Genomic DNA, 25,963 nt, shown 5'->3' on the forward strand with positions numbered 1-25,963 from the left:
GAGCGGATATGGCAAAGCAGACTGCCGGAATATGTGAGCTGTGTGGCCGGAGCAATGTCCAGCTGACAGAGCATCATCTCACACCGAAAGAGGAAGGCGGAACGTTTTTGCCGACAGCGATGCTCTGTATTCCTTGCCATAAACAGATTCATGCCTTATATACCAATCAAGAGCTCGCCGTACGTTTAAACGGAATGGCTGAACTCAGAAGCGATCCAGAGCTTGCCCGGTTTGTCAAATGGATCAGAAAACAGCCGCCTGAGAAGCTGATCAAAACAAAGAAATCAAATGAACGAAAAAAGAAAAAATGACTAAAAAGCAGCCCTCTCTTTGCAGAGCGGCTGCTTTTATCCGTTTCCAACCATATCCTGATCGTTGACATCGGGGTCTATATAATTTGTCGCGTTGACTGCGTTATTTAATAGAAGGAAATCTCCCGTGTTTCCTGCTCCCGAACCGAGCGCAGATTTTGAAGAGCTTTTCGGAGAAAGGTAAAAGGAATCACCAAAGTTTACGACTCCGCCCGATATGGAATTGATAGCTATAGGCCCGACAATTGCTGGCATAAACGACACCCTTTATCGAAGTCTCTGTTTATTATATGTTCTTGGCGGGCGATTGTGAGCGCGGAGACTGAATCTGTCTGATATGTTTGAGTCTCGCATCACCGCGAATAAGCGAAGCTGATCCGGCATGTAAAACAGAAGAGGCTGAGACCCCTTGAATTTTGATGCTGCGAACATAAATAGCCGGCACCTCGTGGCAAAAAGCGCTTTGTACACCTGTTTCGGGGAGCGGCTTCACGGCCTGCTGCTGAAAGATCTGATACTCCTTTTTGTTAAATGAGCCTTCATTATGGTAAAACGTGGACAGAGAACGCTGCACAGCAAATACTTTTACACTCATATCGATTTCATTTGTGTCGCCAACTTGAAACACACTTGCGATCCCGAGGGAATTAAACTTAACTAGTCTGATGCGTGATATGCGTTTAAGCATTATTCTGGCGCAAGCGGAGCAAACGGCCCAATAATAAGAGATTCAGGCGGTGTATCAAAAATAGAAGACAGGTAGATGGATTCAGTGTCTCCGATGTGGAAAACGGAGGAACTGGACACACCGTTCATCCGGATGTCCCCGACTTCCAAGCTGCGGTTGATGACTGTAAAGATCATGCTTGCTCATCTCCTTTCATTTCTGATGGAATATGCTCCAGAAAGTGTTCTACAGCGCGGATGACATCACGCTTCACATGCTCAGCGATATGTTCTGCATATTGTGCAGGCGGTGTATGTTCTTCTTTTTTGATATGGGACATATAATAATGGATTCGGCTGTCCATTTGTTTTCTGATGTCTTCAATAACATGATGTCTGTTTGTATCGTCAAGTCTGCTGTCATATTGGTTTTCAAGCTGTTCCAAAATATCTGGGATTTCCTCGGTTAAGTACATGTCGACATTCTGGCGGATCTGCTGCATGAGCTGAGCGCTCTCTTCCTGCTGCATCATCCCGATTTGCGGTGTCGACTGGCTGACGTCAAAGTTTTGGACGCTGTTCGGGTCAGTCGGATTTAAACCGATGTTCAAAGTCCCGTCGAGCCTTTCGATTTTCAGCTGATCAAATTTATACTCCACACGCTCAATGGTAGTGGCCGGCCGCTGTTTCATCGTATTCATTTCAGTTTGAATCTCTTTCAGCTGACGTTCGAGCTGCTGAATGTGAATCGCCTGCTGCTGAACGAAGGAATTCAAGTTTTGCAGGTAAGAGGAAACAGATTGATCATACATGTTCTTCACCTCTTTCATATGATTAACGGCCAGGAGGCTGGAGCGGGACCAATGAACCTGTGTCGGGCTCCTGCAGCTGGAGCGGTTGCCCTGAGCCAGAAACTTCTGGTGCCGGTTCTACATAGCTTCCTGTATTATACAAATTTGACAGTGACTTGATTGATCCGGCGCTCCCGATTTGCAGAATGGAGGAGTTGCTGATTGATTCCAGCCGGAGATAGTTGATTTGAATGGTTTGATTAATATAGAAGTTCATGAGCCTCACTCCTTTTACGCATTGGCCACGATCGGCTGATCAACCGCATCATTGTCATACACATTCGTCGCGTTTTGATAATTCATCACCTTGAGGCTGTCGCCGGTATTAAAGCTGCCAGCACCGGCAAACGTTCTGACCTGAGCCTGAGGAGAAATCGTAATGCAGTCCCCGATGTGAACGACTCCGCTCGTACCAATCGCATTAATTTTAAACGCTCCGACAATGGCCGGCATACGAGCACATCCTTTGTTGAAAAATTAAAAAAAGACAGGTAAAGTGAAATGACAATTCTGATTTCAATTGGGCTATTCACGATAGCTTATGACAAACGCACATATGTGTGAGAGAAATTTAAAGGGGACATATCGGCTCTTGATGAAAGCGTTTTATTTTTTCGGGCCGTTATGTTTAAACATGGAAAAAGAGGATGTTGGGTATAAATTGAGCGGAAATGCGGCGAAGGATGCCGCTATCCGCCTATGGTGATTTTTGTTTATTTCTTTGATGTTTTTGCGTGTAGAATGCTTTTTGGAGTATGTCGTGCTGCGGTATTCGATTTTTGGGCGGGCACATTCTCGCCCTGAGGTATATCCCAGAAGTGCTGAGCAAAAAGCGGAGTTACATGTGGTGTATTCTAATTGTTATAGAAAATGATTTACATACGGGAGTTTTCAAGATATCTCCCAAAAATCATTTCTTCTTTAATCCGGGTATTCAGCAGGATATCCAGCTCTTGGCTGCATTGAATCGTTTCTTTTGAATTCATGCCGTATTTTTGTGCGGTTTCAATTAGTGTGATCCTCATTTCTTCAATTTTACTGTTCATTACGCTATCTCCAATTCTAGATTTTATTTTGATATAAATACAGGATATCGTTAGTATAACCTATTTTGGCTCAAAAGGTTGCCTTTCGTCAATTTGACTAAAAAAGCGACAATTTTTGCTGCAGCCTTTTTAATGGAGAAAGGACTAAAGTCTTGCTAAGTGTGCTTGCAAAAAGTCCTGCCGTTCCTCAATTTCTCTAAGTATGTTTGTCTGCTCCTTTTCGATCTGAAAGGGGCTTTTTTTGATAAAAGGATCATCAGCAGCACTTTGACAAATGTCAAGGTGCCATTCGTTGATGAGAGGAGATAATCGTTCAATAGTAAACGACCGCTTCAGCACGTTTTTCATTAATGTGTGATATTGCGACCGGAAGGCGGGAATGGATAGAAGCCTTGACGAAAGCGTCTTTCCTTTTGTCAGAAGCGGGTCTTCGTCATACCATTCTTGTACGGCAAGCGATCTTGTCTCTATCGGGGAAACGTAAAGCCGGCCGGATTCGTTTAAACAAAATGTGTAGTAAAAGCCTTGATTGGTGCAGGCGTTGCCGATCAGCCACAAAAAAAACAGCTTGACATCCAGATACAATTTAATCCTTTCAGCCAATTCGTCATCTCCGGCTGTGCGGATCAGTATGAAAAATTCATGTAAGAATGCCGAGGAATCACTGTTAAAAAGGGACAACGGAACCCTTGGATCGGCCGTCTTCACTCCGTAACTCCTTTTACCGGCTGGCTGATGGTTCTTGATGTTCAAATAAATGCCTTCAGGCTGGCCATTGATGGTCAGAAAGCTGTACGAGGCAACGGGAGCAGGTACGCCGATCTGGTCAAAAAAACAATAGGCGAGTCTGCGCCGCATCAGGGATGGATCATCCTGTTCTGCATTCAAAAAAAGTGTCCTTTCACCAAGCAGAGACTTTTCCCAGCTGATTTCATAGGATGCCTTTTCCGCTCTGTCACGCTGTGTGAGAAGAATGGGAGAAACAGATCGATCTGTTACGAAAAGCCCCTTGGCTGTACCTTTCCTTTTCAGCTGCTCCCGATGAAAAAATAAATGCACGCGCTCCATATTCTTTCCTCCTTCTCAAAACGACATTTGTATGATATGTAGAGCAAGCCCGTCCTGAAACGAAATGAAAACGGAATTGAGAAAAAGGGATTTCAGCATTCGACAGAGAATACATGAAGGAGCATTCTGATTTAAAAGATGATGGAGGAATAACATGAAATTTGCGACAGGGGAACTTTACAACCGAATGTTTGTCGGCCTGATCATTGACGATGAGAAAATTATGGATTTGCAAAAGGCTGAAAAAAAACTGTTTGAACTTGAGACGATTCCGGGATCGCTGATTGAATGTATCGCAGAAGGGGATAAATTCGTTGCGCATGCAAGGCAGCTGGCCGAGTGGGCAAAGAAACCGAATGATGAGCTGGGATCATTTATGTATTCATTATCTGAGGTGAAGCTTCATGCACCCATTCCGAAGCCATCAAAAAATATCATCTGCATCGGCAAAAACTACCGGGATCACGCGATTGAAATGGGAAGCGAGGCTGATATTCCGGAGCATCCGATGGTATTTACAAAATCGCCGGTAACGGTTACGGGGCATGGTGATATCGTAAAGAGCCATGAAGAGGTTACCTCTCAGCTTGATTATGAGGGAGAACTTGCTGTCGTGATCGGAAAAAGCGGGACCCGCATTTCAAAAGAAGATGCATATGACCATGTTTTCGGATATACGATTGTGAATGATATCACGGCGCGTGATCTGCAAAAAAGGCATAAGCAGTTTTTTATTGGAAAAAGCTTGGATACGACATGTCCGATGGGGCCCGTGCTTGTACATAAATCATCGATTCAGGAGCCAGAGCGCCTCAAGGTTGAAACAAGAGTCAACGGCGAGCTGCGCCAATCCGGTTCAGCAAGCGAGATGATCTTTTCCATTCCGGAAATAATTGAAACCCTCTCAAAGGGGATGACGCTTGAAGCGGGCGACATCATTGCCACCGGTACGCCGTCTGGTGTCGGCAAGGGGTTTACGCCTCCAAAATTCTTGCGGTCAGGTGACAAAATTGATATTACAATTGACCCGATCGGAACGCTGTCAAACCAAATTGGCTGAATAAAACTGGAGGGCGGACCCGGACCCGCCCGTTTTTTCTGATAATCATCTTTGTGGCAGAGGACAAGTTCATGGTACTATAAGTGGGGTAATTTATCTGATAGGGGGAACATATATGACACACCTACATATTACGACATGGGTGGTAGCGCTGATTCTGCTTTTCGTCAGCTACTCGCTGTATTCGTCAGGAAGTGCAAAGGGCGCAAAAATCACTCATATGATTCTGCGGTTATTCTATATCCTTATTATTTTGACAGGAGCTGAGCTGTTTGTCCGTTTCGCCAACTGGAACGGAGAATACGCTGGCAAAATGATTCTGGGCATTATCACCATCGGCCTGATGGAAATGCTCCTCATCCGCAAGAAAAAAGAAAAATCAACAGGAGGCCTGTGGGTCGGCTTCGTCATTGTCCTTTTGCTGACAGTGCTGCTCGGTCTGCATTTGCCAATTGGTTTTCAATTGTTTTAATAGAAAAACCTATGAACCCGGCTCTTTGATAGAGTTGGGTTTTTTTATATTTATCCCCTCATATTCCAAATCATTTAAAATAACCTTAAAATTCCCTGTAAGCGGTATCTCGTCCTATGAAATTATGATACCTTCAAGGAGATTCATTATTTTGCAGGAGGGATAACATGAAACGCAGAAAATTCAGCTCGGTTGTGGCGGCAGTGCTTATTTTTGCACTGATTTTCAGCCTTTTTTCTCCGGGAACCAAAGCTGCAGCGGCCGGCGCGATCGATCAGGCGGCTGCTCTGGAAAACGGCAAAGAGCAGACAGGCGCCATGAAGGAGCCGGAACAGGTGAAATGGTACAAAGTGACCCCGGGAGCAACGGATATTCAGAAAAACTCACATATGGCACTGACCGTAAAGAGTGATTCAGTACTGAATGTATCTGTATATCCAAGTAAGGAAAAAGCGCTTAAAGATGAGACGTTTGAGATGTACCGTTCTTTCACAGCGGAGGATGGAAAAAGCGAAGTCATTTTTCCATACGCGTGGAGCGGCCCTTACTATGTAAAAGTTGAATACCTCGGAGAAGAAGAACCAGAGGACGGCGGAACAACAGAAGCAGCTGCAGAAGCCAAGTATACGATTGGGTATAAAGGCACCAAAAAACAGCCGTCAGATTTAGAAGAGGAAGAAGCTTGTCCGGTTGAAATGAGTGTCGATCAGAAGAAATCAGGAAAAGGCATCCTGGATAAGCTGAGAGCGATTCGTGATGAGCAGCTGAGCCAAACAGCAGAAGGCAAAGAACTGACAAGCCTTTATTACAAAGCAGCACCGTTTATCGTTGCAAAGCTCGCACTCAATAAAACAGCAAGAAATGAAATCTATCAGGATCTTGTGACATTAAAGCCGTTATTTGACGATGTGTCAGAAAACGGAGCATCATCTTCGTATAAGATCACTGAAAAGGATCAAAAAGCGATCAACCGGCTATATGATAAAGCTTTACAATCAGTCCCGTCATTCCTTAAAGAGGAGATAAAGAAACAAGCGGACCGACTAAATATGAAGCAGCTGCAAGGCAAAACAGCCGGAGCCATTTTAACAGAAAACAATATTGCAGCAAAAAGTGAAGTTCAGACAACAAAGGTTATTTTCAAGGTGAAGGACAATAAAAGCCTCTCATCCGTACATAATGAAATGAAGGGCTTTTCTGCAAGCGCGCAATCGAAAAAAGACATATCCAATGTGAAAAAGGCAAAGAAACTGTTTGACAATCTGTATTCATTTGAACTTCCGAAAGACGAGAAACAGAACGGCGCATATACGGCAAGCGCCAAAAGGGTCAAAAGCGCTGCTGCGACACTATCCAAGATGTCCAATGTAGAGTTTGCGGAACCCGTACAGGAATACAAAAGCCTGGCAAACGATATTCAGTACCCTTATCAATGGCCGCTTAAAAACAACGGTGAAAACGGCGGTGTCAAAAATGCGGATGTGAAATATGAGCCTGCCAACACATTGCTGTCCAAACGCAAGCTTAACGATACACTCATTGCAGTAGTAGACACAGGCGTAGACAGCACGCTTGCTGATTTAAAAGGAAAAGTAAGAACAGATCTCGGACACAACTTTGTCGGACGGAATAACAATGCAATGGATGATCAGGGGCATGGGACGCATGTCGCAGGCATTATTGCGGCCCAAAGCGATAACGGCTATTCAATGACTGGATTGAATGCCAAAGCAAAAATCATCCCTGTCAAAGTGCTTGATTCCGCAGGTTCCGGAGATACTGAACAAATTGCTCTCGGCATCAAATATGCTGCTGACAAAGGAGCAAAGGTGATTAATTTAAGTTTAGGCGGAGGCTACAGCCGCGTGCTTGAATTTGCTTTGAAGTACGCAGCTGACAAAAATGTCTTGATTGCCGCAGCCAGCGGGAATGATGGAGAAAATGCCTTATCTTATCCTGCATCTTCTAAATATGTGATGTCAGTCGGCGCAACGAACCGCATGGATATGACCGCTGATTTCTCTAACTATGGAAAAGGTCTGGACATATCTGCTCCAGGGTCTGATATCCCGAGCTTAGTGCCGAACGGAAACGTCACGTACATGAGCGGAACGTCTATGGCGACGCCGTATGCTGCCGCTGCTGCAGGATTGCTGTTTGCTCAAAATCCTAAGCTGAAAAGAACAGAAGTTGAGGATATGTTGAAAAAGACGGCAGATGATATTTCCTTTGAAAGTGTCGATGGCGGAGAAGAAGAGTTGTATGACGATTATGGCGATCCGATTGAAATTCCGAAGACACCTGGTGTAGACTGGCATTCAGGCTACGGGCGGCTGAATGTCATGAAGGCTGTCAGCGCAGCTGATTTACAGCTTAAGGTCAACAAGCTGGAAAGCACTCAAACAGCTGTCAGAGGAAGCGCGAAGGAAGGCACACTTATCGAGGTGATGAACGGCAAAAAGAAACTCGGCAGCGCCAAAGCCGGAAAAGACAATGCGTTCAAGGTTAATATCGCGACTCAAAAACAGGATCAAGTACTGTATGTGAAAGCAACAAAAGGCGATGCGAAAACATCGTATAAAGTTGTTGTCGTCAAAGGAAAACCTTCCGGCACACCGAAAGTAAACGCGGTGAAAACGAAGGATACGGCAGTAAAAGGGAAGGCAAACAGCAAAGCGATGATCAGAGTGAAAAACAAATCAAAGAAAGTCATTGCTTCTGCCAAAGCTGACGCAAAAGGAACGTTTTCGGTGAAAATCAAAAAACAAAAAGCCGGAACGGTGCTGTACGTCACGGCTGCGGATACAGATAAAAAAGAAAGCAAGGAAGCAAAAGTGGTTGTTGAAAAGTAACCAAAAAGCGGTGCTCGATGCACCGCTTTTTTATTTGCCCCCCCGTTGGACTGCTGAATACATAATGGATCGCTTTCCGTTTGAAGCCGTCCATTCAAAACGGTCTCCTGTCCCTTCGCTGCTGTAGTGATGCTGCATCGCGCATTGGGCGGTGTCATTTGAAAAGTGATAAAAGGACACACCCTGCTCCGCCGAAGAATTCGAAAAGACTCCTTTATTATAAGAAAAGACGCAATCGAATACCGATAAGCCGAAGCTGTGCAAGTGCTGCAGAAATGCGAGAAAGGTTTCGTCGTCAAGCGAATCCAAAAGCGCCATGAGAGGCCGCTTGACTGATTTCTCATAGCGGATGCGTTCTCCGCCGGAAAGGGAGATGTTTTCTGCACCGCATGCCAAAACCAACTTGTCCTGAAAGCCGGCTTGCTCCCACTTTCCTTTATGATGTATCCAGATTGGGCTGTGTTGGAGACTGTCCGCCAGCAGTATATCGCCTTCACCGTTTTCGATTAAGCAGATGCCGTCTTCAATGAGGATGGTGCCGTATTCCCACTTTCGTTCCTCTGTATATAACAATTGTTTCCGTTTCATCCATGCTGTCTCCTTTTTCTTCATTCCTCTCTTTTCTTTCCAATTCAAGCCTGTCCCATACAACTCTTTTATGGACAAATCAACTATCTGCCTATAGATGCATAAACTTACTAAGGTGCTGAAAGAAACGAAATTGTTACGAAAGAAACGGGATTGGAGCTGATGTCACATGTGTGGAATTACGGGTTGGGTCGATTTTAAAAAGCAGCTCGTCCAGGAAAAACAAACGATGGACAGAATGACAGACACTCTTTCCAAACGAGGGCCTGATGATTCAAACGTTTGGGGGGAGCACCATGTTTTATTCGGACATAAAAGACTTGCAGTTGTTGATATTGAAGGAGGACGCCAGCCGATGGCGTGTACCTATAAAGGGGATACGTACACCATTATTTACAATGGCGAGCTGTATAACACGGAAGATTTACGCAAAGAATTGCGGGCGCGGGGCCATCAATTCGAGCGTACGTCAGATACCGAGGTGCTTCTGCACAGCTACATCGAGTGGCAGGAAGACTGTGTCGACCATCTCAATGGCATATTCGCTTTCGCTGTGTGGGATGAAAAGCGTAATCTGCTGTTTGCCGCGAGAGACCGTCTCGGTGTAAAGCCGTTTTTTTACACGAAGGAAGGCTCTTCATTTCTCTTCGGGTCGGAAATCAAAGCAATCCTCGCGCACCCTGATATAAAAGCGCGAGTGGACAGAACGGGACTTTCTGAAATTTTCGGTCTTGGACCGTCCAGAACCCCGGGCACTGGCATATTTAAAGGTATAAAAGAAATCCGCCCGGCTCATGCGCTGACATTTTCCAAAGACGGACTTAATATTTGGCGTTATTGGAATGTTGAAAGCGAAAAACATACGGACAGTTTTGATGACACGGTTGCCAATGTCAGATCGTTATTTCAGGACGCGGTGACGCGGCAGCTTGTGTCGGATGTGCCTGTTTGCACATTCCTATCAGGCGGTCTGGACTCAAGCGCAATTACAGCGATTGCGGCGGGCCATTTTGAAAAGGAAGGAAAAGCACCGCTTCATACTTATTCGATTGATTACGAAGAGAACGATAAATTTTTTCAAGCAAGCGCTTTTCAGCCGAATGATGACGGACCATGGATTGAAAAAATGACAGAGGCTTTCGGCACAACGCACCACAAATGCGTCATCAGCCAAAAAGATCTCGTTGATCATTTGGAGGAAGCTGTTCTGGTCAAAGATTTGCCGGGAATGGCGGATGTCGACTCATCCCTGCTGTGGTTTTGCCGGGAAATCAAAAAGGACTTTGTCGTCAGCCTATCGGGAGAGTGCGCGGATGAGATTTTCGGCGGGTACCCGTGGTTCCATACGGCAGATGTTGAGTCTGGCTTTCCATGGATGAGATCAACGGAGGAGCGGATCAAGCTGCTTTCTGACTCATGGCAGAAAAAATTGAATCTGAAAGAATACGTAAATGCCAAATATGAAGAAACCTTGGCAGAAACGCCATTATTAGACGGAGAAACGGGTGTGGATAAAGCAAGAAGACAGCTGTTCTATTTAAATATGCTTTGGTTTATGACGAACCTTTTGGATCGGAAGGATCGCATGAGCATGGGGGCGAGCCTGGAAGTGCGGGTGCCGTTCGCCGATCACCGGCTTGTGGAATATGTTTGGAATATTCCGTGGGAAATGAAAATGCATGATAATCGGGAAAAAGGCATTTTACGCAAAGCGCTTGAAGGTATTTTGCCTGATGACATTCTGTATCGCAAAAAAAGCCCGTATCCGAAAACACATCATCCGGAATATACAAAAGGCGTCAGCGAATGGCTGAAAACGATCAGAAGCCAAAAGGACTCCGTGCTCCATACCTTGCTGGACAGAAAACAATTAGATCAGCTTTTAGAAACGGAAGGCTCCTCCTTCAAGGTGCCGTGGTTCGGGCAGCTCATGAAGGGGCCTCAGCTGATCGCCCATCTTGCTCAAATTCATACATGGTTTGAAGCGTATCGCATTGATATTGACGAGAGGTAGGTTCAATGCAAATGTGATTAAAAGCCAGAGATGTATAGATTTAAATAAGAAGGATAGATGAGCAGGGAAATATATGCTCTATCTATCCTTTTTTGTACAACAGCACTATCGAATTGCCCCCGCATTCCTTCAATAAGAATGAATAGGTTTTAATGTTCTGCCGATAAAACTAGCTGATACCGGGCTTAACTTTAATTCCCTAGCCCATACAGAAAGTTGACCAATATGGTGAATTTCGTGAGCGATGATATGGTGTAATATTTCATCTCGCGTATATAAAACACTTGTCTCCCAAGGAACGCTTACAAGTTCATCTTTTATTTGATCTGAATGTGTTTGTAAAACATCAATTATTTCAGTTCGGAATGTATTTGAGAGAGATTTCACTTTATTGAGTGTTTGATAATCAGCGAACTGAACAGCGATATCTTCTTTTCCTTGGATAGCACGAATCCAACTATATTCCACATCAATAATATGAAAAAGGGTATATAAAATATTCTCTACTCCGCCAAGACGGTTTTTAAGTAATTCTTCAGTGGTTAGTTGATGACACCAAGTAAACCATTGATCTCTAACCTGCCAGTTATATTCAAAAAATTTTATCACTGAACTCACTCCAATACTATCATGTATCATAACAATTAGCCCTTTTTTCCGTGATTCCTCTATTATTGAAGTGATGATTGAGAAATGTTTACATTCTACCTGTTGTATGGCATTAAAAATAATAATGCATATCTCGTCGATGATGCTGTGCGTCTTGTTACTTTTACAAAGTAAGAATCGGCATTTTCTTCATATACAATTAGGAAAAAACATACTAGACTTGAAGAAGCAGTGATACATAGGAGTGAGAAAATGAAAGAGATAAAAGAAGCTTACCAGCAATGCGGACAGATTGTTGGCGAATACGCGCCAGCCTGTTTCAAAGCATTATCATATCTCCCGCTAAAGCAAAGACAAGCCTCTTGGGCAGTATTGTCGTTTTGCCACACGGCGGCCAGTGCAGACGAAAAGGTATTGCCCGCATTTGAAGCTAAAGCTGATCATGTTTACCAAAGGACAAATAACGGTAAACAACATCTATGGAAGGCTTTTGATCATGCGTATCGGACCTTTACATTGGAAAGCGAACCTTTTCGGGAGTTTATTGCCGCACAAAAAGAAGACGCCAAGCCGTATGATGACCTTGATGAACTGCTCATGTACGCATATCGGACGGGCGGTGCTGCCGGATTGATGCTGCTGCCGATACTGACACGCCGAAAACAAGATCAGCTCAAACAAGCAGCCGTCTCTCTCGGCTTGGCCATACAGCTGGTTCGCTTCTTAAGTGATCTTGGCACAGATCAGCAAAAAAACCGCATTCCCCGTCAGGTAATGCAGCAATTCGGCTATACAGAGGCTGATCTCCAAAAAGGCACCGTAAATAAAGCGTTCACAATGACGTGGGAGTATATCGCTTTTGAAGCAGAAGCCTACCTTGAAGAGTGTCAGGATGCCTTGCCGCTATTTCCGCAGTATTCTCAAAAAACGGTGAAAGCCGCTCTTCATTTGCACCGGGCTGTTTTAGAAAAAATCCGGGCGAAGCAGCACGATGTATTTCAATATCACTTCGCTCTCACAGAGACCGAAGTGAAGCAGATTCTGTCTGATATCTAAAAAACACCCGGCCTTGATTGAGCCGGGTGTTACGCCATACCTTTTTGAATCCAGATACGTGAGCGCCATCTTCTGTACATTAAGATTCCCCGGACCCATTCATCCGCGATAAAAGAAATCCAAATGCCGGCAAGACCGAAACCGAGGTGGATGCCGAAAAGATAAGCAAGCGGGAGGCCGATGCCCCACATTGAAATCATTGCCATGTAAACCGGGAATTTCGCATCCCCCGCAGCCCGCAGAGAGTTAATGATAATGACATTAAACGAGCGGCCTGGTTCAAGAATAATGGTCATGGCAATCAATAGGCTTGCAGTTGCTATAATGTCAGGGCTTTGTGTGAAGAGTCCGATCAGGTCTTTTGAAAAGATCGTCATCAAAACAGAGGTAGCCGCAGCAATTCCGAGTGCCCAATATAAGCTCTTCATGCAGCGCTCATAAGCGGCATCAAACTGTTTGCCGCCGATATAACGGCCGATTAAGATTTGTGTACCCTGGCTGATCGCAGTGCCGAACAGCAAAATAAACATCGTAATATTTTGCGTATACACTTTTGTTGTCAACGCCTGCGCGCCCATGATGGCGATAAAATACGTGACAATCATTTGCGAAAGGTTGTATGAAAGCTGCTCTCCCGCAGAAGGTATGCCGATTTTCAGCAGCTTGCACAAATGCTCTTTATGCATATGAAAGACTTTTTTCAGCGACATCTTCAGCTGAATGCGTTTGTTGACAATCACAATCATCGCGATTAATCCGATGACGCGGGCGATAGATGTAGACATCGCCACACCGGCAACGCCGAGAACAGGAAAGCCGAACAAACCAAAAATCACAACAAAGTTTCCGGCAATGTTTAAAATGTTCATGCCGATAGTGACAAACATTGTATCTTTTGTGTAGCCGTAGCTTTTTAAGATCGCGCTGAATGTCATGATTAAAGCCTGAATAAAGGACAGACCTCCGACAACTTGTAAAAAGACTTTCGCATCAGGCATCAGTGCGTTTGATAATCCCATCATATGAAGCAGAGGGACAGCCGCGAAAAAGACGACGGCGCTGATGGCCAGGCTGATGAAGAAGTTGGCGCCGATTGACACATAAGCGACTTCCATGGCTTCTTTCTTTTGCCGTGAGCCTAGAAATTGCGAAATGATAACGGTCGTTCCTGTTGCGATAAAGCTGAACATCACGATAATTAAATTTAAAATCTGGTTGCTGACGCCGACTGCTGCCACGCTGTTATCCGAGTATTGGCTGAGCATCAGTGTATCGGCATTACCCATAAACATATATAATGAGACCTCAATGAAGATCGGCCAAGTAAGCGAAAATAATGAGAACGTTTTGTCAGCGGGTTTTTTCAAAGCAGTTGATTTGAAGACAGCTTGTTTCATAGTGTCTAACCCCTTTCGTAAATAAAATCAACGTTTTAAAGTGTACCTCCATTTCCTTATAATAAAAAGGGATAGAAACGATACTTCTTGTAAAAATCCGACTTAAAAAGGAGGATGATTCAAATGCCTCGCATCCTGTTTACAGTCCCGCCTTTTCCGGTATTTATTGCAGCTGGGGAAGGGGTTTTTAAAAAAGGAGAAACCCATGTGAAACGTGTATTCTCCGTGTTTGATCTGATATATGTCAAACAGGGAACGTTATATATAACGGAAAATGAAACATCGTTTTCTGTTGAAGGCGGCGAGTACATCTTGCTTTCTCCCGGTCTTGAACACTACGGGACGAAGGGCAGTGATGAAGCAACCTCCTACTATTGGCTTCACTTCGATGAACATCGATATGAATTTACGGCAAAGGGAGGCAGCAACTGGTCTGAGCTTCAGCAGGAAAAAGGGAGCTTCGAAGAGCCGGCCCGCTACGGATTGGCCTTGCCGAGAAAAGGCAAGGTGCAGCGCCCGCAGTTTATGGCGCAGCAGTTTGAAAAGCTGATCGATTACTCCGCGGAAAACTCTGATTTGCCGCTCAGAAAGCAAATCTTATTTGAGGAGCTGATGCTGCATCTTCAAAAAGAAGCGTTCCAAATACCGTCTGCGAAAGAGCGAGTAGCCTGGGAGGCGGCCCGGTACTTACAGGAGCACTATAAGGAAAAGACGACAATCAAGGATCTGTCGCTCGCCCTTCACTATCATCAGGATTATGTGAGCCGCTGCATGCAGCAGGTGCTCGGCGTAACTCCGGCACAATACACGAACCGGGTGAGAATGACGGAAGCGAAGCGTCTTTTATCCTCTACAAATGATAAAATGGGCGTTATTGCGGAAACGGTCGGAATGGAAGATCCGACATACTTTTCAAAACTCTTTAAGCAGATAGAAGGCATTTCACCAATTGAATACCGGAAAATTGTCAGCCGGAAAGTTCAATAACCAGACGAGGGATGAACATGAAAACAACAATTTACGATGTGGCAAAGGCGGCGGGTGTCTCGATCACAACTGTGTCCCGTGTGATAAACAATACGGGGAGAATCAGCGATAAAACACGGCAGAAGGTCATGAATGTCATGAATGAAATGGCATACACGCCCAATGTCCACGCCGCGGCGTTAACGGGAAAACGAACGAATATGATTGCTCTCGTGGCGCCTGATATTTCAAATCCGTTTTACGGAGAACTGGCCAAAAGCATTGAGGAAAGAGCGGATGAGCTCGGTTTTCAAATGTTGATTTGCAGCACCGATTACGATCCGAAAAAAGAAACAAAGTATTTTTCTGTGCTGAAACAGAAAAAGGTGGATGGCATTATTTTTGCAACAGGGATTGAAAGCCATGACAGTATGTCTGCTTTGGAGGAAATCGCCAGTGAACAAATTCCGATTGCCATGATTTCTCAGGATAAGCTGCTTCTTCCGATGGATATTGTTGTGATAGACGACGTTCGTGGCGGATATGAGGCTGCCAAGCATCTTCTGTCACTCGGCCACACGAACATCGCCTGCATTATCGGAGACGGGTCAACGACAGGCGAAAAAAATAGAATCAAAGGCTTCCGTCAGGCGATGGAGGAAGCGGGCGTGCCCATTGATGAATCACTTATCATCCAGACGCGGTTTTCCTTGGAAAGCGGCAAGGAAGAAGCGGGAAAATTGCTCGACAGAAACGCTCCGACTGCTATTTTTGCCTTCAACGACGTATTGGCTTGTGCCGCCATACAAGCTGCGAGAATAAGAGGCATAAAAGTGCCGGATGATCTTTCTATCATTGGTTTTGATAATACGATACTCGCAGAAATGGCGGCTCCGCCCCTGACAACCGTAGCCCAGCCGATAAAAGAGATGGGGCGGAGCGTCATCGAACTGCTGGCAGAAGCAATAGAGGGAAAACGAAAGGCGAAACAAAAAATAGTGCTCCCGCCTGAGCTTGTAGTCAGACATTCTACATCACCGCTCAACACATGAGCCCGCTAATGAGCGGGTTTTTTCATTATGACAGTTGAAGCCAAAAAAACATATTGCGTGTAAACCAAAGGCGGTGTAAAATGAAACCATCTTTTGAGAAAGCGCTTGCGCAAAATGGCAGAGCGGATAGAACCGCTGTTTTTTTAACTGTTAAGAGAAAGCGCTTTCTCAAAGCGAGCCTGAAATGAGATAAAGGAGAGGATGGGACGTGGAACATCAAGTAAGATGTGCAGTATTGGGATTAGGAAGGCTCGGTTATTATCATGCGAAAAATCTCGTCACCAGTGTGCCGGGGGCAAAGCTGGTTTGTGTCGGTGATCCGTTAAAAGGGAGAGCGGAGCAGGTTGCCAGAGAACTCGGTATCGAAAAATGGTCAGAGGACCCGTATGAAGTGTTAGAAGATCCCGGCATTGACGCTGTCATTATCGTAACGCCGACAAGCACACATGGTGATATGATCATCAAAGCAGCCGAGAACGGCAAACAGATCTTCGTTGAAAAACCGCTGACATTAAGCCTTGAGGAATCAAGAGCAGTTTCTGAAAAAGTGAAAGAGACAGGTGTCATCTGCCAAGTCGGCTTTATGAGACGGTTCGATCCAGCATACGCAGATGCCAAACGGCGGATTGACGCGGGTGAAATCGGCAAACCTATCTATTATAAAGGCTTTACGCGTGACCAAGGCGCACCTCCCGCAGAGTTTATCAAACACAGCGGTGGGATTTTTATCGACTGTTCCATCCATGACTATGATATTGCCCGTTATTTGCTAGGGGCGGAAATCACTTCTGTTTCAGGACACGGCAGGATTCTGAACAATCCGTTTATGGAGCAGTATGGCGATGTGGATCAGGCGCTGACGTATATTGAATTTGACTCCGGCGCAGCGGGGGACGTCGAGGCAAGCAGAACCTCTCCATACGGACATGACATCCGGGCGGAGGTTATCGGGACAGAGGGCAGTATTTTCATAGGGACATTGAGACATCAACATGTGACCATCCTATCGGCTAAAGGGAGCAGTTTTGATATCATTCCAGACTTTCAAACTCGTTTTCATGAAGCCTACTGCTTGGAGCTTCAGCATTTCGCCGAGTGTGTCCGGAATGGAAAAACACCGATTGTGACAGATATTGATGCGACGATCAATTTAGAAGTGGGTATCGCCGCAACCAATTCCTTTCGAAGCGGCAGGCCGGTACAGCTAGATGTGAAGCGCGCTTATACAGGTATGTAAAAGCTAATATGTTGCATTTTAGGCTTTCCGCAAAAAAAAGCAAGGACATTTTTAGCCCTTGCTTTCTCTTTTCTCATATAAATAGTACATATAATCAGTAGGTGCGCCAGAATGGCCCAGCTGTCTCAGCATGGCGGTTACGTTTCCTCTGTGGTAAGTGCCGTGATTGACGACATGCAGGATGGTGTCTGCATAGGTTGATTCCAGTGTACCTAGTTTCGGATGCTGCATTGTGAAGGTCTGTTCTAAGTCCGTCTGGCGGCTGAAGAAATCATGATACTGTGACTCCAGCTCGGCAGCGTGCTGTTTAATCGCTGCCATATTACCTTGCGCGGACTCTAATTTGCCTGCGCTGTCTATAATCTCTTGGTAGGCCACTCCCGAAAGAACATTCAGCCAAATGTAGTCAGCCCTGCACATATGAAGCAGCACGTCGCTGACAGAAGGAAATACGCTCTTTACTTCTTGATAGGCAGTTTCCTCCGGCAGGTTTTCGATATGGGTAAATATTTTCTTGTTTGCCCAAGAATGATAGTCATAAAACTGTTTTGCATCAGTCATCAGTATGCCCCCTTTTCTAAGAAATTCGTTTTTTTCATTTGTTTCTCCTTCAATTGCAAAAGAGTGACACCCCAAAATATCCTGCCGCTGCCCACATTACCGCTGCAGAGCATTTGTTTACGATCACCATTAGCCTGCCGCTCGTATCTATCGTCTGAAACAGCCGGCCCGCTATCGCAAGGCTGATAAACCAAATCCAAGACACAGCGATGCAGGCGGCCATAAAGAGCCATTTCTCAAGCCCCGAATATTGAAGAGAGCTCGTGCCAATGACGCCGATCGTGTCCAGAATGGCATGCGGGTTTAAAAGAGAAACAGCGGCCGCAAACACGGCTTGCTTTTTTGCTGTAAACGCATGTTTCTCATCTTGGCTTGTCTTTGGACGGCTGTTCCAAGTCACCCATCCCATATAAAGCAAAAATAAAAATCCGCCAGCCATCATTGCTGCCTTAAACATGGGCAGCTGCTGCACAATGACAGATACGCCTGCAATGGCTAATACAATGAGCAGGGTGTCGCAGACTGAAGCACTGATGACGGCGGGGAGTGCTCGCCAAACTTGCTTTTGCCACGCGCCTTGCTGAAAAATAAACACATTCTGCACACCCAGCGGCAAAATTAAGCCAAACGCGAGCACAATTCCGTGAATGATTGCATTCATGCTGAAAAAAGCTCCTTTCACATCTTTTTTTCAATCATAAAAGAGAAGTTTACCAAAGTCTCCAGCCATTTGGTTGGGTATGGAGCCAGCCAAATGTATAATGTGAAAAAAGGGGGGCATGACCTTGTCGCAATGGAAGCCAAGCCGAAAGTCAGATGTTCCGCTGCATCGGCAGATCGAACAATATATGAAAGACAAGATTCTTCACGGAGAGTGGGCTGTAGGGACGAAAATCCCTTCACAGAGAACGCTGGCCGGCATGTTTCAGGTCAACCGCAGCACAGTCACAGCAGCCATAGATGAACTCACGTCTCAAGGCTTGTTAGAGGGAAGAAGAGGCGGCGGTACAAAGGTTGTAAACAGTACTTGGAGCGTGCTGGCGGCTGAGCCTCCGCTTGATTGGAGCGATTACGTCCGTTCGGGCATTCATCGCCCTAACTCTGCCATCATTCAGGCTATTAATCAGAACGAACCAAGAGCGGATATCATCAGATTAGGCACAGGAGAACTTTCACCGGATCTGCTGCCTGTTGACACAATGGGCCGGATGTTTCAGCAAATCAATTCGCGTGCCCTGTCTTTAGGATACGAGCAGCCGAAAGGAAACCGTCAGCTGAGGGAGGCAGTGGCCGACCATTTAAAAGGAAAGAAGATTCATGTGTCACCGTCTGCAATTTTAATTGTGTCCGGTGCACTTCAGGCACTTCAGCTCATCTCAATTGGACTTTTAAAACGAGATTCTGTCATTTTGACGGAGAAGCCGTCCTACCTTCAATCCTTGCATGTGTTTCAATCAGCGGGGATGCGGCTTCGCGGCTTGCCGATGGATGATGAAGGGGTCAAAGCGGGGCTTGTTTCTTCTAATCGAAAACAATATGGAGGACAGCTGCTTTACACGATTCCGTCGTTTCATAATCCGACAGGCACAGTCATGTCAGAGCAGCGAAGGAAAGAGATCATCAGCCTGTCAAAAAAAGAGCAGCTGCCCATCATTGAGGATGATGCGTACGGTGATTTATGGTTTGAAGAAAAACCTCCGCAGCCGTTGAAAGCAATGGATCATGAGGGCAATATTCTGTATCTGGGCACGTTTTCAAAAACGGTTAGCCCCGGTCTGCGAATCGGCTGGCTTGCCGGTCCGGAGCCGGTTATTGAAAGGCTGGCGGACATTAAAATGCAGACAGACTACGGATCAAGCGGCCTGTCCCAGTGGGCGGCTGCCGAGTGGCTGTCACAGGGGTATTATGAAGAGCATCTGACTTGGGTACGCAGGAAGCTTAAAGAAAGGAGAGACGCCGCCGTTCATTTTCTCGAGCGGTATGCCGGGGACATTGCCACGTGGCGGATTCCCGCAGGCGGCTTTTATATTTGGGTGACATTTCACAAAAACCTGCCTGTCAGCCGTTTCTTTTATGGATTGCTGAAACGGCAGGTGCTTGTGAATCCCGGCTACATTTATGACGGTGAAGACCGAAACAGCATCAGGCTGTCATATTCCTATGCATCTCTTGGAGATTTGGAAACTGGCATTAAAGCGGCAGCTGAAACAGCACGCCGCCTGATGATGTCCTAGGCTTTGGTTATACGATGACAGCTCCCAGTGCCCTGGCGAAGGCAATCGCATGCTCAGGTGCGATTTTGCAGCCTTTCAATTTGTCGAGGGAGACATGAAGCTGTTCAAAACGGCACGTGCTGATGTCCATGTTTTGAAGGGACGTGCCGGTAAAGCTGGCGCCTTCCAATTCGCATCCGTCAAAGTGTGTCTGCTGGAGCATTGTATTGCTGCATTCACTTTGCATAAGAGCACAGTGGTCAAATCGAACTTGTTTCATATTTGAGTACGAAAATGAGCTGAAATGTCCGTGGCATTCCTCGAATGAAACATTTCGCAGCGTTGCTTCCGCCACATTCATTCCAACCATTTTTGACTGCTTAACTGAAGTTCTGTGAATGACAGCCCCGCTGAAATCGGCGTTTGATAAATCACATTTTTCAAAGATCACATCGGTCAGTTCAATATGCCGAAAAGACACATCGATAAAGACGACATTTCTGAATACCGTTTTTTCCACACAGAGTCTTTCGATATCTTCGCCGCAGATTGTACAATCTTCAAACAAATGCATGCTGATTACATCATCCTGCGTCACGGCATCATGAAAATCTGCGGTTTGCAGGTTTTCCGGTATGTTCGGTTTTTGAATTGCGATTTTATTCATGTGATGACATCCTTTGCTGCCCGAAAAACAGAGGCTTCCGGGTTCAATTTAATAGATCGTTAAGGAAATTGATACATATAGTAAATCGTGAAGAGCCTTTTCTTGGTACAGCAGCCCGCTTGTTTTGTAAGCATAAATGGAAAGCTTCCTATACGTCAAGGCGTTTACAGGCCGGGAAAGCCAAAGGGAACAGGAGGAATGCGGAATGGGGCATTACATCAAAACCGAGGAGCATGTGACACTGTTTGTAGAGGATATCGGACATGGAAGGCCGATCATCTTTTTGCACGGGTGGCCGTTGAATCATAAGATGTTTGAATATCAAATGAATGAGCTTCCGAAAAGGGGATTTCGTTTTATCGGCGTTGATTTACGGGGATATGGGCAATCTGACCGCCCTTGGGAAGGCTACGATTATGACACGATGGCCGATGATGTGAAAGCAGTCATTTATACGCTGCAGCTTGAGAATGCGATTCTTGCCGGTTTTTCAATGGGCGGCGCCATTGCAATCCGTTATATGGCAAGGCATGAAGGAGCCGATGTTGATAAGCTGATTTTACTGTCTGCGGCGGCCCCCGCGTTTACAAAACGCCCGGGTTATCCGTACGGGATGAGGAAGCAGGATATTGACGATATGATTGAATTGTTCAAAGCTGATCGGCCCAAAACACTGGCTGATTTAGGGAAACAGTTTTTTGAGAAAAAAGTGTCTCCAGAGCTTAGACAGTGGTTTCTCAATCTGATGCTGGAGGCCTCCTCCTACGGGACGATCCACTCGGGCATCGCATTAAGAGACGAAGATCTCAGAAAGGAACTTGCTGCAATCAAGGTGCCGACGCTGATTCTGCACGGGAGAAAGGATAGAATTGCGCCGTTTGATTTTGCGAAAGAATTGAAGCGCGGCATCAAACAGTCGGAATTGGTTCCGTTTGCAAACAGCGGGCACGGAGCATTTTATGAGGAAAAAGAGAAGATCAACAGTTTGATTGCGCAGTTCTCCAACTCATAAGAAAAAACCCGACATTGATCGGGTTTTTTATATAATTCCTCTGTTTTGCAGTGCGTTAATGATGAAATCAGCTCCATCGGAAATAGAGGTCTGGTCAGACTCAATGATGAAATCGGGTGAAAGCGGCGCTTCATACGGAGAATCGATCCCGGTGAAATGTTTGATCTCTCCGTTTCGCGCTTTTTTATAAAGCCCTTTTGGATCGCGCTGTTCACAAACATGCAGCGGGCACTTCACATAAATTTCGAAGAACTCACCTTTAGGAAAGAGCGCTCTAACCATGTCCCGATCCTCTCTGAATGGAGAAATAAAAGCCGTTAAAATCATTTGCCCGCTGTCGACAAACAGCTTCGCCACTTCCCCGATCCGGCGGATGTTTTCAATCCTGTCACCAGTCTGAAATCCAAGATCTTTGTTTAAGCCGTGGCGGATATTATCACCGTCAAGCACGTAGCTCTGAATGCCCTTGCGGTAAAGCTTTTCATCGACTGCATTGGCCAGCACCGATTTTCCGGAGCCGGACAAACCTGTAAACCAGAGGACGCAGCTTTTGTGTCCGTTTAAGGACTGTCTGTCAGACTTTGAGATGGCAGCGGGATGCCAAATGATGTTCGGATTGTTTGTCATTGCAATTCCCCGCTGTTTTGCTTGATGGCAACAGGCTGTTGGTGAAGTCCCTTGATCAGCACGGCTGCGACCTCAGGCCGGCTGAATTCTTTAGGCGGCTTTTTGCCTTGGCGGAGAAGCTCTCTCACTTTTGTGCCTGATAAGTGGATGTGGTCTCTCGGGCTGTGCGGACATGTTTTGGAGGTGCCCATGTTTCCGCATTTTCGGCAATAAAAGCTGTGCTCAAAAAACAGCGGCTTGATGCCCAGCTCTTCCTCTGTGAATGATTGAAAAATATTTTGGGCGTCGTATGTTCCATAGTAGCTGCCGACACCCGCGTGATCACGGCCTACAATAAAATGGGTGCAGCCGTAATTTTTTCGGACGAGCGCATGGAAAATCGCTTCCCGCGGACCTGCATAACGCATGGCGGCAGGGAAAACCGATAACATGACACGATCCTTTGGATAATAGTGATTAAGCAAAGCCTGGTAGCTCTCCATTCTGATATCGCTGGGGATATCGTCTGACTTTGTTTCTCCGACAAGTGGGTGAAGCAGCAGACCGTCGACCGTTTCTAACGCTGTTTTTTGAATGTATTCATGCGCTCTGTGAACAGGGTTCCTGGTTTGAAAGCCGACAATCGTTTTCCAGCCGAGTTTTTGAAAGGCCGCTCTTGTTTCTGCGGGCGTTGCATAAAACTGTTTGAAAGATTTGTCAGGCAGGCGGCTGACCGTGATAGGCCCTCCGATATAGTAATCCGGGCGCGCCAGCAATTTTTTTACGCCTGGGTGGGCAGGATCGTTTGTTTTAAAAACAGACAGTGCTTCTTGTGTTTTATCAGGCTGGTATATATCGGTGACTGTGATCATGCCGTAGGTAACACCGTCTTTCACAAGCTTGACGTGATCTCCGGCAGACAGCTGTCTTGCTGTTTTTTCTCCGACAGGCAGCGTAATCGGCAGGCTCCACGGCAAGCCGTTTGCCAGCCTCATCTCTTTCACAACGGAATGATAATCTTTTTCTCCCAAAAAACCTGTTAACGGGCTGTAGCCGCCGATCGCAATAAGCTCCAGATCACTCAGTGCAAGCTGATCCAGCTCTGCTTGGCACGCGCACCCTTCAAAATGGCATGCGGGATCACAGCGGTTGATTAATACCCCTCCGTGGGGTTCGTTTCCATTCAACGTGTTCAACCTCCATTTATACGTTTCCTTGTTTTCTTTTCTGCACTTAATGAAAGTTTGACATCAGCGCCTTAACATCATTTCGATTCTCACATCAAGAACCTGCCATCCGCTATTCTTGATGCAGGCCGCATTCTGTTTTCTCCCGTCCGGCCCATCTTCCAGCCCTCTCATCGTTCGGGTCCGGGGAAGGCAGTGTACACATTTCACAGCCTATGCTCGGATAATGTTGATCGTGCAGTTTGTTATAAGGCAAATTGTGCAGGCGGATGTACGTCCAAACGTCATCCCATGTCCAGTGGATAAGCGGGCAAATTTTGATGAGCTCAAACTTCTGGTCCAGGTTTACGTATTGAATATGCTTTCTCGTTGGTGACTGCTCCCGGCGCAGTCCTGAAATCCAAGCTGTCATGCCGGACAGGTGCTTTTTGAGCGGTTCGATTTTCCGCAATTGGCAGCAGAGGTTCGGGTTATGCTTCCACAGCTCTCCGCCGTACTTCGTCCCCTGTTCTGTTAAGCTCAGCTCGGGTTCGAGCATCTGGATTGCAAATCCCGGATATCGCTCTTTGACGGTCTCGATCAGCTCATATGTTTCCTGAAAATGAAGCCCGGTATCCAAAAAGATGATGTGTGCATTTTTGTTGATTTTTGATATTAAGTCGAGAAGCACCATTCCTTCTGCGCCAAAGCTGCAGGCGTACACAATCTTTTCTCCGTACGTTCGGTAAGCCCATTTCAACACATCGAGCTCATCGATCAATTGATCCGTTATCCGTTTGGACAGCATGTCGTTCCAAGTGTCATATGTGATGGTTTCGTTCAATGTTTTCCCCCCGTTTGCATCTGCTTTTTTTATCTATTGATCGAGTTATAGGCAGACTATTCATTTTTTGCATAAAGGTTCAGGTTTTAGGTGCCGCGCCCGCCTAAAATGAGGTGCGGAACCATTAAGAGCCCGGCTGAATATGCTTTTTAGCAAAATGGTTTTATGCCCAAGGAGAGGTAGTATGCCGATTGCCATTTATCAGGGGCATCATCATTCGCTTGCCCCGGCGGACATTAACATCGTCATTGATGTCATCAGAGCCTTTACGGTCGCCCATTATGCGTTTATCGGCGGGGCGAAAGAGATTTTGTTGGTCCGGACAGCTGATGAAGCCTTTGCGCTGAAAGACACCTATCCGGATTATGTTTTGACGGGAGAGGAAAAGGGGGTCGGTATCAGCGGATTTGATTTAGATAATTCTCCAAAACGTATGGCTGGGCAGAATATGACGGATAAAAGCCTGATCCAGAAAACAACAAACGGCGTCACAGCAGCATTGGGGGCGCTGAACGCAAAGCATCTGTTCGTAACTGGATTTTCCAATGCCAAAACAACGGCACAGCATGTGAAAAAGCTCGCCGCAAACGATTGTGTCATAAACATAGTGGCTTCCCATCCATCCGGTGATGACGATATGGCATGTGCGGAGTATATCAAAGGCATCATTGAAGGGACAAATGCGGTAACGGCTGCGGAGGCGATTCAAAGAATAAAAGGCTCTTCTGTTGCGGAGAAGTTTTTTGACAGCCGCCAGCCATTGTTTGATTCGGAAGACATCGTTTACTGTACAAAAGAACTGACGGGCGATTTTGTGATGAAAGTGAAACAAGATGGAGAAGTTCCAACGATAGAGAGGGTCATAATATGAATGATTTTTCACTAGAATTGCCAGTGAGAACAAACAAGCCGAGAGAAACCGGGCAGTCCATTTTAATTGATAACGGCTATCCCTTGCAATTTTTCAAAGATGTCATAGCTGGAGCGTCCGACTATATTGATTTTGTGAAATTCGGCTGGGGCACCTCATTACTTACGAAAGATCTTGAAGAAAAAATCAGCACACTGAAAGAACATGACATTACATTTTTCTTTGGCGGCACACTGTTTGAGAAGTACGTAAGCCAGAAAAAAGTGAATGAATTTCATCGGTACTGCACCTATTTCGGCTGTGAATATATTGAGATTTCAAACGGTACGCTCCCGATGACAAATAAAGAGAAAGCGGCTTACATTGCTGATTTTTCTGATGAATTTCTTGTGCTCAGTGAGGTGGGCAGCAAGGATGCGGAATTAGCAAGCCGGCAAAGCTCTGAGGAATGGCTTGAATATATCGTTGAGGATATGGAAGCGGGCGCGGAAAAAGTGATTACAGAAGCCAGAGAAAGCGGAACGGGAGGGATCTGTTCCAGCAGCGGCGATGTCAGGTTTCAAATTGTTGACGACATCATTTCCTCGGATATTGATATCAACAGGCTGATTTTTGAAGCGCCTAACAAAATGCTTCAGCAAGGGTTTATTCAAAAAATCGGGCCGAATGTGAATCTGGCCAATATTCCATTTCATGATGCCATCGCGTTGGAAACGCTGCGTTTAGGGCTAAGATCCGATACCTTTTTTCTGTAAAACAGCGGCTGCGGGGCTCTCGT

29 protein-coding genes and 1 pseudogene are annotated in these 25,963 nt (G+C 45.8%); 13 read left to right on the plus strand and 17 right to left on the minus strand.

Annotation, left to right across the window (positions count from 1 at the left end; all coding sequences use genetic code 11):
* The first annotated feature begins 8 nt into the window (after positions 1–8).
* Positions 9–311, plus strand: a complete 303-nt coding sequence (gene hlpB / locus MKY50_RS05810) for an HNH nuclease-like protein HlpB (protein WP_015252406.1) — start codon at positions 9–11, stop codon at positions 309–311.
* Positions 312–347: 36 nt separating this feature from the next.
* Here the strand turns inward: hlpB and MKY50_RS05815 are convergent, their stop codons facing one another.
* From MKY50_RS05815 to MKY50_RS05850, 8 genes are all read right to left on the minus strand, one after another.
* The gene (locus tag MKY50_RS05815; RefSeq protein WP_003233096.1) at positions 348–566 is read right to left on the minus strand and encodes a spore germination protein; all 219 of its coding nucleotides are present in this window, start codon (positions 564–566) and stop codon (positions 348–350) included.
* A 31-nt stretch (positions 567–597) separates the two neighbouring features.
* Positions 598–999: a spore germination protein GerPE gene (locus tag MKY50_RS05820; protein ID WP_010886467.1), complete on the minus strand. Its 402-nt coding sequence runs from the start codon at positions 997–999 to the stop codon at positions 598–600.
* Positions 999–1,175 (minus strand): spore germination protein GerPD, encoded by a 177-nt coding sequence (gene gerPD, locus MKY50_RS05825; protein ID WP_003233093.1) that lies wholly within the window; start codon positions 1,173–1,175, stop codon positions 999–1,001. Before gerPD ends, MKY50_RS05820 begins: the two co-directional genes overlap by 1 nt.
* Positions 1,172–1,789, minus strand: a complete 618-nt coding sequence (locus MKY50_RS05830; protein WP_015252404.1) for a spore germination protein GerPC — start codon at positions 1,787–1,789, stop codon at positions 1,172–1,174. Before MKY50_RS05830 ends, gerPD begins: the two co-directional genes overlap by 4 nt.
* Before the next feature lie 22 nt (positions 1,790–1,811).
* On the minus strand, positions 1,812–2,045 hold the full coding sequence (gene gerPB, locus MKY50_RS05835) for a spore germination protein GerPB (protein ID WP_003233090.1): 234 nt from the start codon (positions 2,043–2,045) through the stop codon (positions 1,812–1,814).
* Positions 2,046–2,059: 14 nt separating this feature from the next.
* The gene (locus MKY50_RS05840; RefSeq protein ID WP_003233088.1) at positions 2,060–2,281 is read right to left on the minus strand and encodes a spore germination protein; all 222 of its coding nucleotides are present in this window, start codon (positions 2,279–2,281) and stop codon (positions 2,060–2,062) included.
* 422 nt (positions 2,282–2,703) lie between these two features.
* Entirely contained in the window at positions 2,704–2,874 is a 171-nt protein-coding gene (gene yisI, locus MKY50_RS05845) for an aspartyl-phosphate phosphatase YisI (protein WP_003233086.1), read from the minus strand.
* Between the two features lie 144 nt (positions 2,875–3,018).
* The gene (locus tag MKY50_RS05850; protein ID WP_341116303.1) at positions 3,019–3,942 is read right to left on the minus strand and encodes a CotH kinase family protein; all 924 of its coding nucleotides are present in this window, start codon (positions 3,940–3,942) and stop codon (positions 3,019–3,021) included.
* 154 nt (positions 3,943–4,096) lie between these two features.
* Here MKY50_RS05850 and MKY50_RS05855 point away from each other — a divergent pair, with 154 nt between their 5' ends.
* The 3 genes from MKY50_RS05855 (at position 4,097) to wprA (ending at position 8,326) form a co-directional block, all read left to right on the plus strand.
* Positions 4,097–5,002, plus strand: coding sequence for a fumarylacetoacetate hydrolase family protein (locus tag MKY50_RS05855; RefSeq protein WP_285299942.1), 906 nt, complete (start codon positions 4,097–4,099; stop codon positions 5,000–5,002).
* 115 nt (positions 5,003–5,117) lie between these two features.
* Positions 5,118–5,474 (plus strand): YisL family protein, encoded by a 357-nt coding sequence (locus tag MKY50_RS05860; protein ID WP_003244937.1) that lies wholly within the window; start codon positions 5,118–5,120, stop codon positions 5,472–5,474.
* A 167-nt stretch (positions 5,475–5,641) separates the two neighbouring features.
* Positions 5,642–8,326: a cell wall-associated protease WprA gene (wprA, locus tag MKY50_RS05865; protein ID WP_144482591.1), complete on the plus strand. Its 2,685-nt coding sequence runs from the start codon at positions 5,642–5,644 to the stop codon at positions 8,324–8,326.
* Positions 8,327–8,356: 30 nt separating this feature from the next.
* Here the strand turns inward: wprA and MKY50_RS05870 are convergent, their stop codons facing one another.
* Positions 8,357–8,938 (minus strand): DUF2777 domain-containing protein, encoded by a 582-nt coding sequence (locus tag MKY50_RS05870; RefSeq protein WP_341117289.1) that lies wholly within the window; start codon positions 8,936–8,938, stop codon positions 8,357–8,359.
* A 145-nt stretch (positions 8,939–9,083) separates the two neighbouring features.
* On the opposite strand from MKY50_RS05870, the gene asnB reads away from it, so the two are divergent.
* Entirely contained in the window at positions 9,084–10,928 is a 1,845-nt protein-coding gene (gene asnB, locus MKY50_RS05875) for an asparagine synthase (glutamine-hydrolyzing) (RefSeq protein WP_029726288.1), read from the plus strand.
* Between the two features lie 129 nt (positions 10,929–11,057).
* On the opposite strand, the gene MKY50_RS05880 is transcribed toward asnB, so the two are convergent.
* Positions 11,058–11,537: a DinB family protein gene (locus MKY50_RS05880; RefSeq protein WP_080479538.1), complete on the minus strand. Its 480-nt coding sequence runs from the start codon at positions 11,535–11,537 to the stop codon at positions 11,058–11,060.
* Between the two features lie 231 nt (positions 11,538–11,768).
* Between MKY50_RS05880 and farP the strand changes: the two genes are divergently transcribed.
* The gene (gene farP / locus MKY50_RS05885) at positions 11,769–12,593 is read left to right on the plus strand and encodes a farnesyl diphosphate phosphatase (RefSeq protein ID WP_010886471.1); all 825 of its coding nucleotides are present in this window, start codon (positions 11,769–11,771) and stop codon (positions 12,591–12,593) included.
* Positions 12,594–12,622: 29 nt separating this feature from the next.
* On the opposite strand, the gene MKY50_RS05890 is transcribed toward farP, so the two are convergent.
* Positions 12,623–13,990 (minus strand): MATE family efflux transporter, encoded by a 1,368-nt coding sequence (locus tag MKY50_RS05890; protein ID WP_341116306.1) that lies wholly within the window; start codon positions 13,988–13,990, stop codon positions 12,623–12,625.
* Positions 13,991–14,113: 123 nt separating this feature from the next.
* Here MKY50_RS05890 and MKY50_RS05895 point away from each other — a divergent pair, with 123 nt between their 5' ends.
* From MKY50_RS05895 to iolX, 3 genes are all read left to right on the plus strand, one after another.
* Positions 14,114–14,977 (plus strand): AraC family transcriptional regulator, encoded by an 864-nt coding sequence (locus MKY50_RS05895; RefSeq protein ID WP_003245539.1) that lies wholly within the window; start codon positions 14,114–14,116, stop codon positions 14,975–14,977.
* Positions 14,978–14,994: 17 nt separating this feature from the next.
* Entirely contained in the window at positions 14,995–16,008 is a 1,014-nt protein-coding gene (degA, locus tag MKY50_RS05900; protein ID WP_181216958.1) for a transcriptional regulator DegA, read from the plus strand.
* 208 nt (positions 16,009–16,216) lie between these two features.
* Positions 16,217–17,245 (plus strand): scyllo-inositol 2-dehydrogenase, encoded by a 1,029-nt coding sequence (iolX, locus tag MKY50_RS05905; protein ID WP_341116308.1) that lies wholly within the window; start codon positions 16,217–16,219, stop codon positions 17,243–17,245.
* Between the two features lie 51 nt (positions 17,246–17,296).
* Here iolX and MKY50_RS05910 read toward each other — a convergent pair whose 3' ends face one another.
* Both MKY50_RS05910 and MKY50_RS05915 read right to left on the minus strand, forming a co-directional pair.
* Complete coding sequence (locus MKY50_RS05910) at positions 17,297–17,806, minus strand: DinB family protein (protein ID WP_029317591.1); 510 nt, start codon at positions 17,804–17,806, stop codon at positions 17,297–17,299.
* A gap of 49 nt (positions 17,807–17,855) precedes the next feature.
* A pseudogene (locus MKY50_RS05915) lies at positions 17,856–18,505 on the minus strand (LysE family transporter).
* 80 nt (positions 18,506–18,585) lie between these two features.
* Here MKY50_RS05915 and MKY50_RS05920 point away from each other — a divergent pair.
* Complete coding sequence (locus tag MKY50_RS05920) at positions 18,586–20,040, plus strand: aminotransferase-like domain-containing protein (RefSeq protein ID WP_341116310.1); 1,455 nt, start codon at positions 18,586–18,588, stop codon at positions 20,038–20,040.
* Positions 20,041–20,047: 7 nt separating this feature from the next.
* On the opposite strand, the gene MKY50_RS05925 is transcribed toward MKY50_RS05920, so the two are convergent.
* Positions 20,048–20,686: a pentapeptide repeat-containing protein gene (locus tag MKY50_RS05925; RefSeq protein ID WP_326147452.1), complete on the minus strand. Its 639-nt coding sequence runs from the start codon at positions 20,684–20,686 to the stop codon at positions 20,048–20,050.
* A gap of 205 nt (positions 20,687–20,891) precedes the next feature.
* On the opposite strand from MKY50_RS05925, the gene MKY50_RS05930 reads away from it, so the two are divergent.
* Positions 20,892–21,698, plus strand: coding sequence for an alpha/beta fold hydrolase (locus tag MKY50_RS05930; RefSeq protein WP_003245141.1), 807 nt, complete (start codon positions 20,892–20,894; stop codon positions 21,696–21,698).
* Positions 21,699–21,725: 27 nt separating this feature from the next.
* Here MKY50_RS05930 and cysC read toward each other — a convergent pair whose 3' ends face one another.
* The 3 genes from cysC to MKY50_RS05945 all read right to left on the minus strand — a co-directional run bounded on the left by cysC (position 21,726) and on the right by MKY50_RS05945 (position 24,314).
* Positions 21,726–22,325 carry an adenylyl-sulfate kinase gene (gene cysC / locus MKY50_RS05935; protein WP_341116312.1) on the minus strand — a complete coding sequence of 200 codons (600 nt, stop codon included), beginning with the start codon at positions 22,323–22,325 and terminating at the stop codon, positions 21,726–21,728.
* The gene (sat, locus tag MKY50_RS05940) at positions 22,322–23,491 is read right to left on the minus strand and encodes a sulfate adenylyltransferase (protein ID WP_015252391.1); all 1,170 of its coding nucleotides are present in this window, start codon (positions 23,489–23,491) and stop codon (positions 22,322–22,324) included. Before sat ends, cysC begins: the two co-directional genes overlap by 4 nt.
* Before the next feature lie 112 nt (positions 23,492–23,603).
* On the minus strand, positions 23,604–24,314 hold the full coding sequence (locus tag MKY50_RS05945) for a phosphoadenylyl-sulfate reductase (protein ID WP_015252390.1): 711 nt from the start codon (positions 24,312–24,314) through the stop codon (positions 23,604–23,606).
* A 184-nt stretch (positions 24,315–24,498) separates the two neighbouring features.
* Between MKY50_RS05945 and MKY50_RS05950 the strand changes: the two genes are divergently transcribed.
* Both MKY50_RS05950 and MKY50_RS05955 read left to right on the plus strand, forming a co-directional pair.
* Positions 24,499–25,185, plus strand: a complete 687-nt coding sequence (locus MKY50_RS05950) for a 2-phosphosulfolactate phosphatase (RefSeq protein WP_088325555.1) — start codon at positions 24,499–24,501, stop codon at positions 25,183–25,185.
* A complete protein-coding gene (locus MKY50_RS05955) occupies positions 25,182–25,940 on the plus strand; it encodes a phosphosulfolactate synthase (RefSeq protein WP_086343688.1) in 759 nt (252 codons plus the stop codon). The genes MKY50_RS05950 and MKY50_RS05955 overlap by 4 nt, the downstream gene beginning before the upstream one ends.
* Positions 25,941–25,963: the final 23 nt, after the last annotated feature.

It is taken from the genome of Bacillus sp. FSL R7-0685 (genome assembly GCF_038002425.1).
Classification (GTDB): domain Bacteria; phylum Bacillota; class Bacilli; order Bacillales; family Bacillaceae; genus Bacillus; species Bacillus subtilis.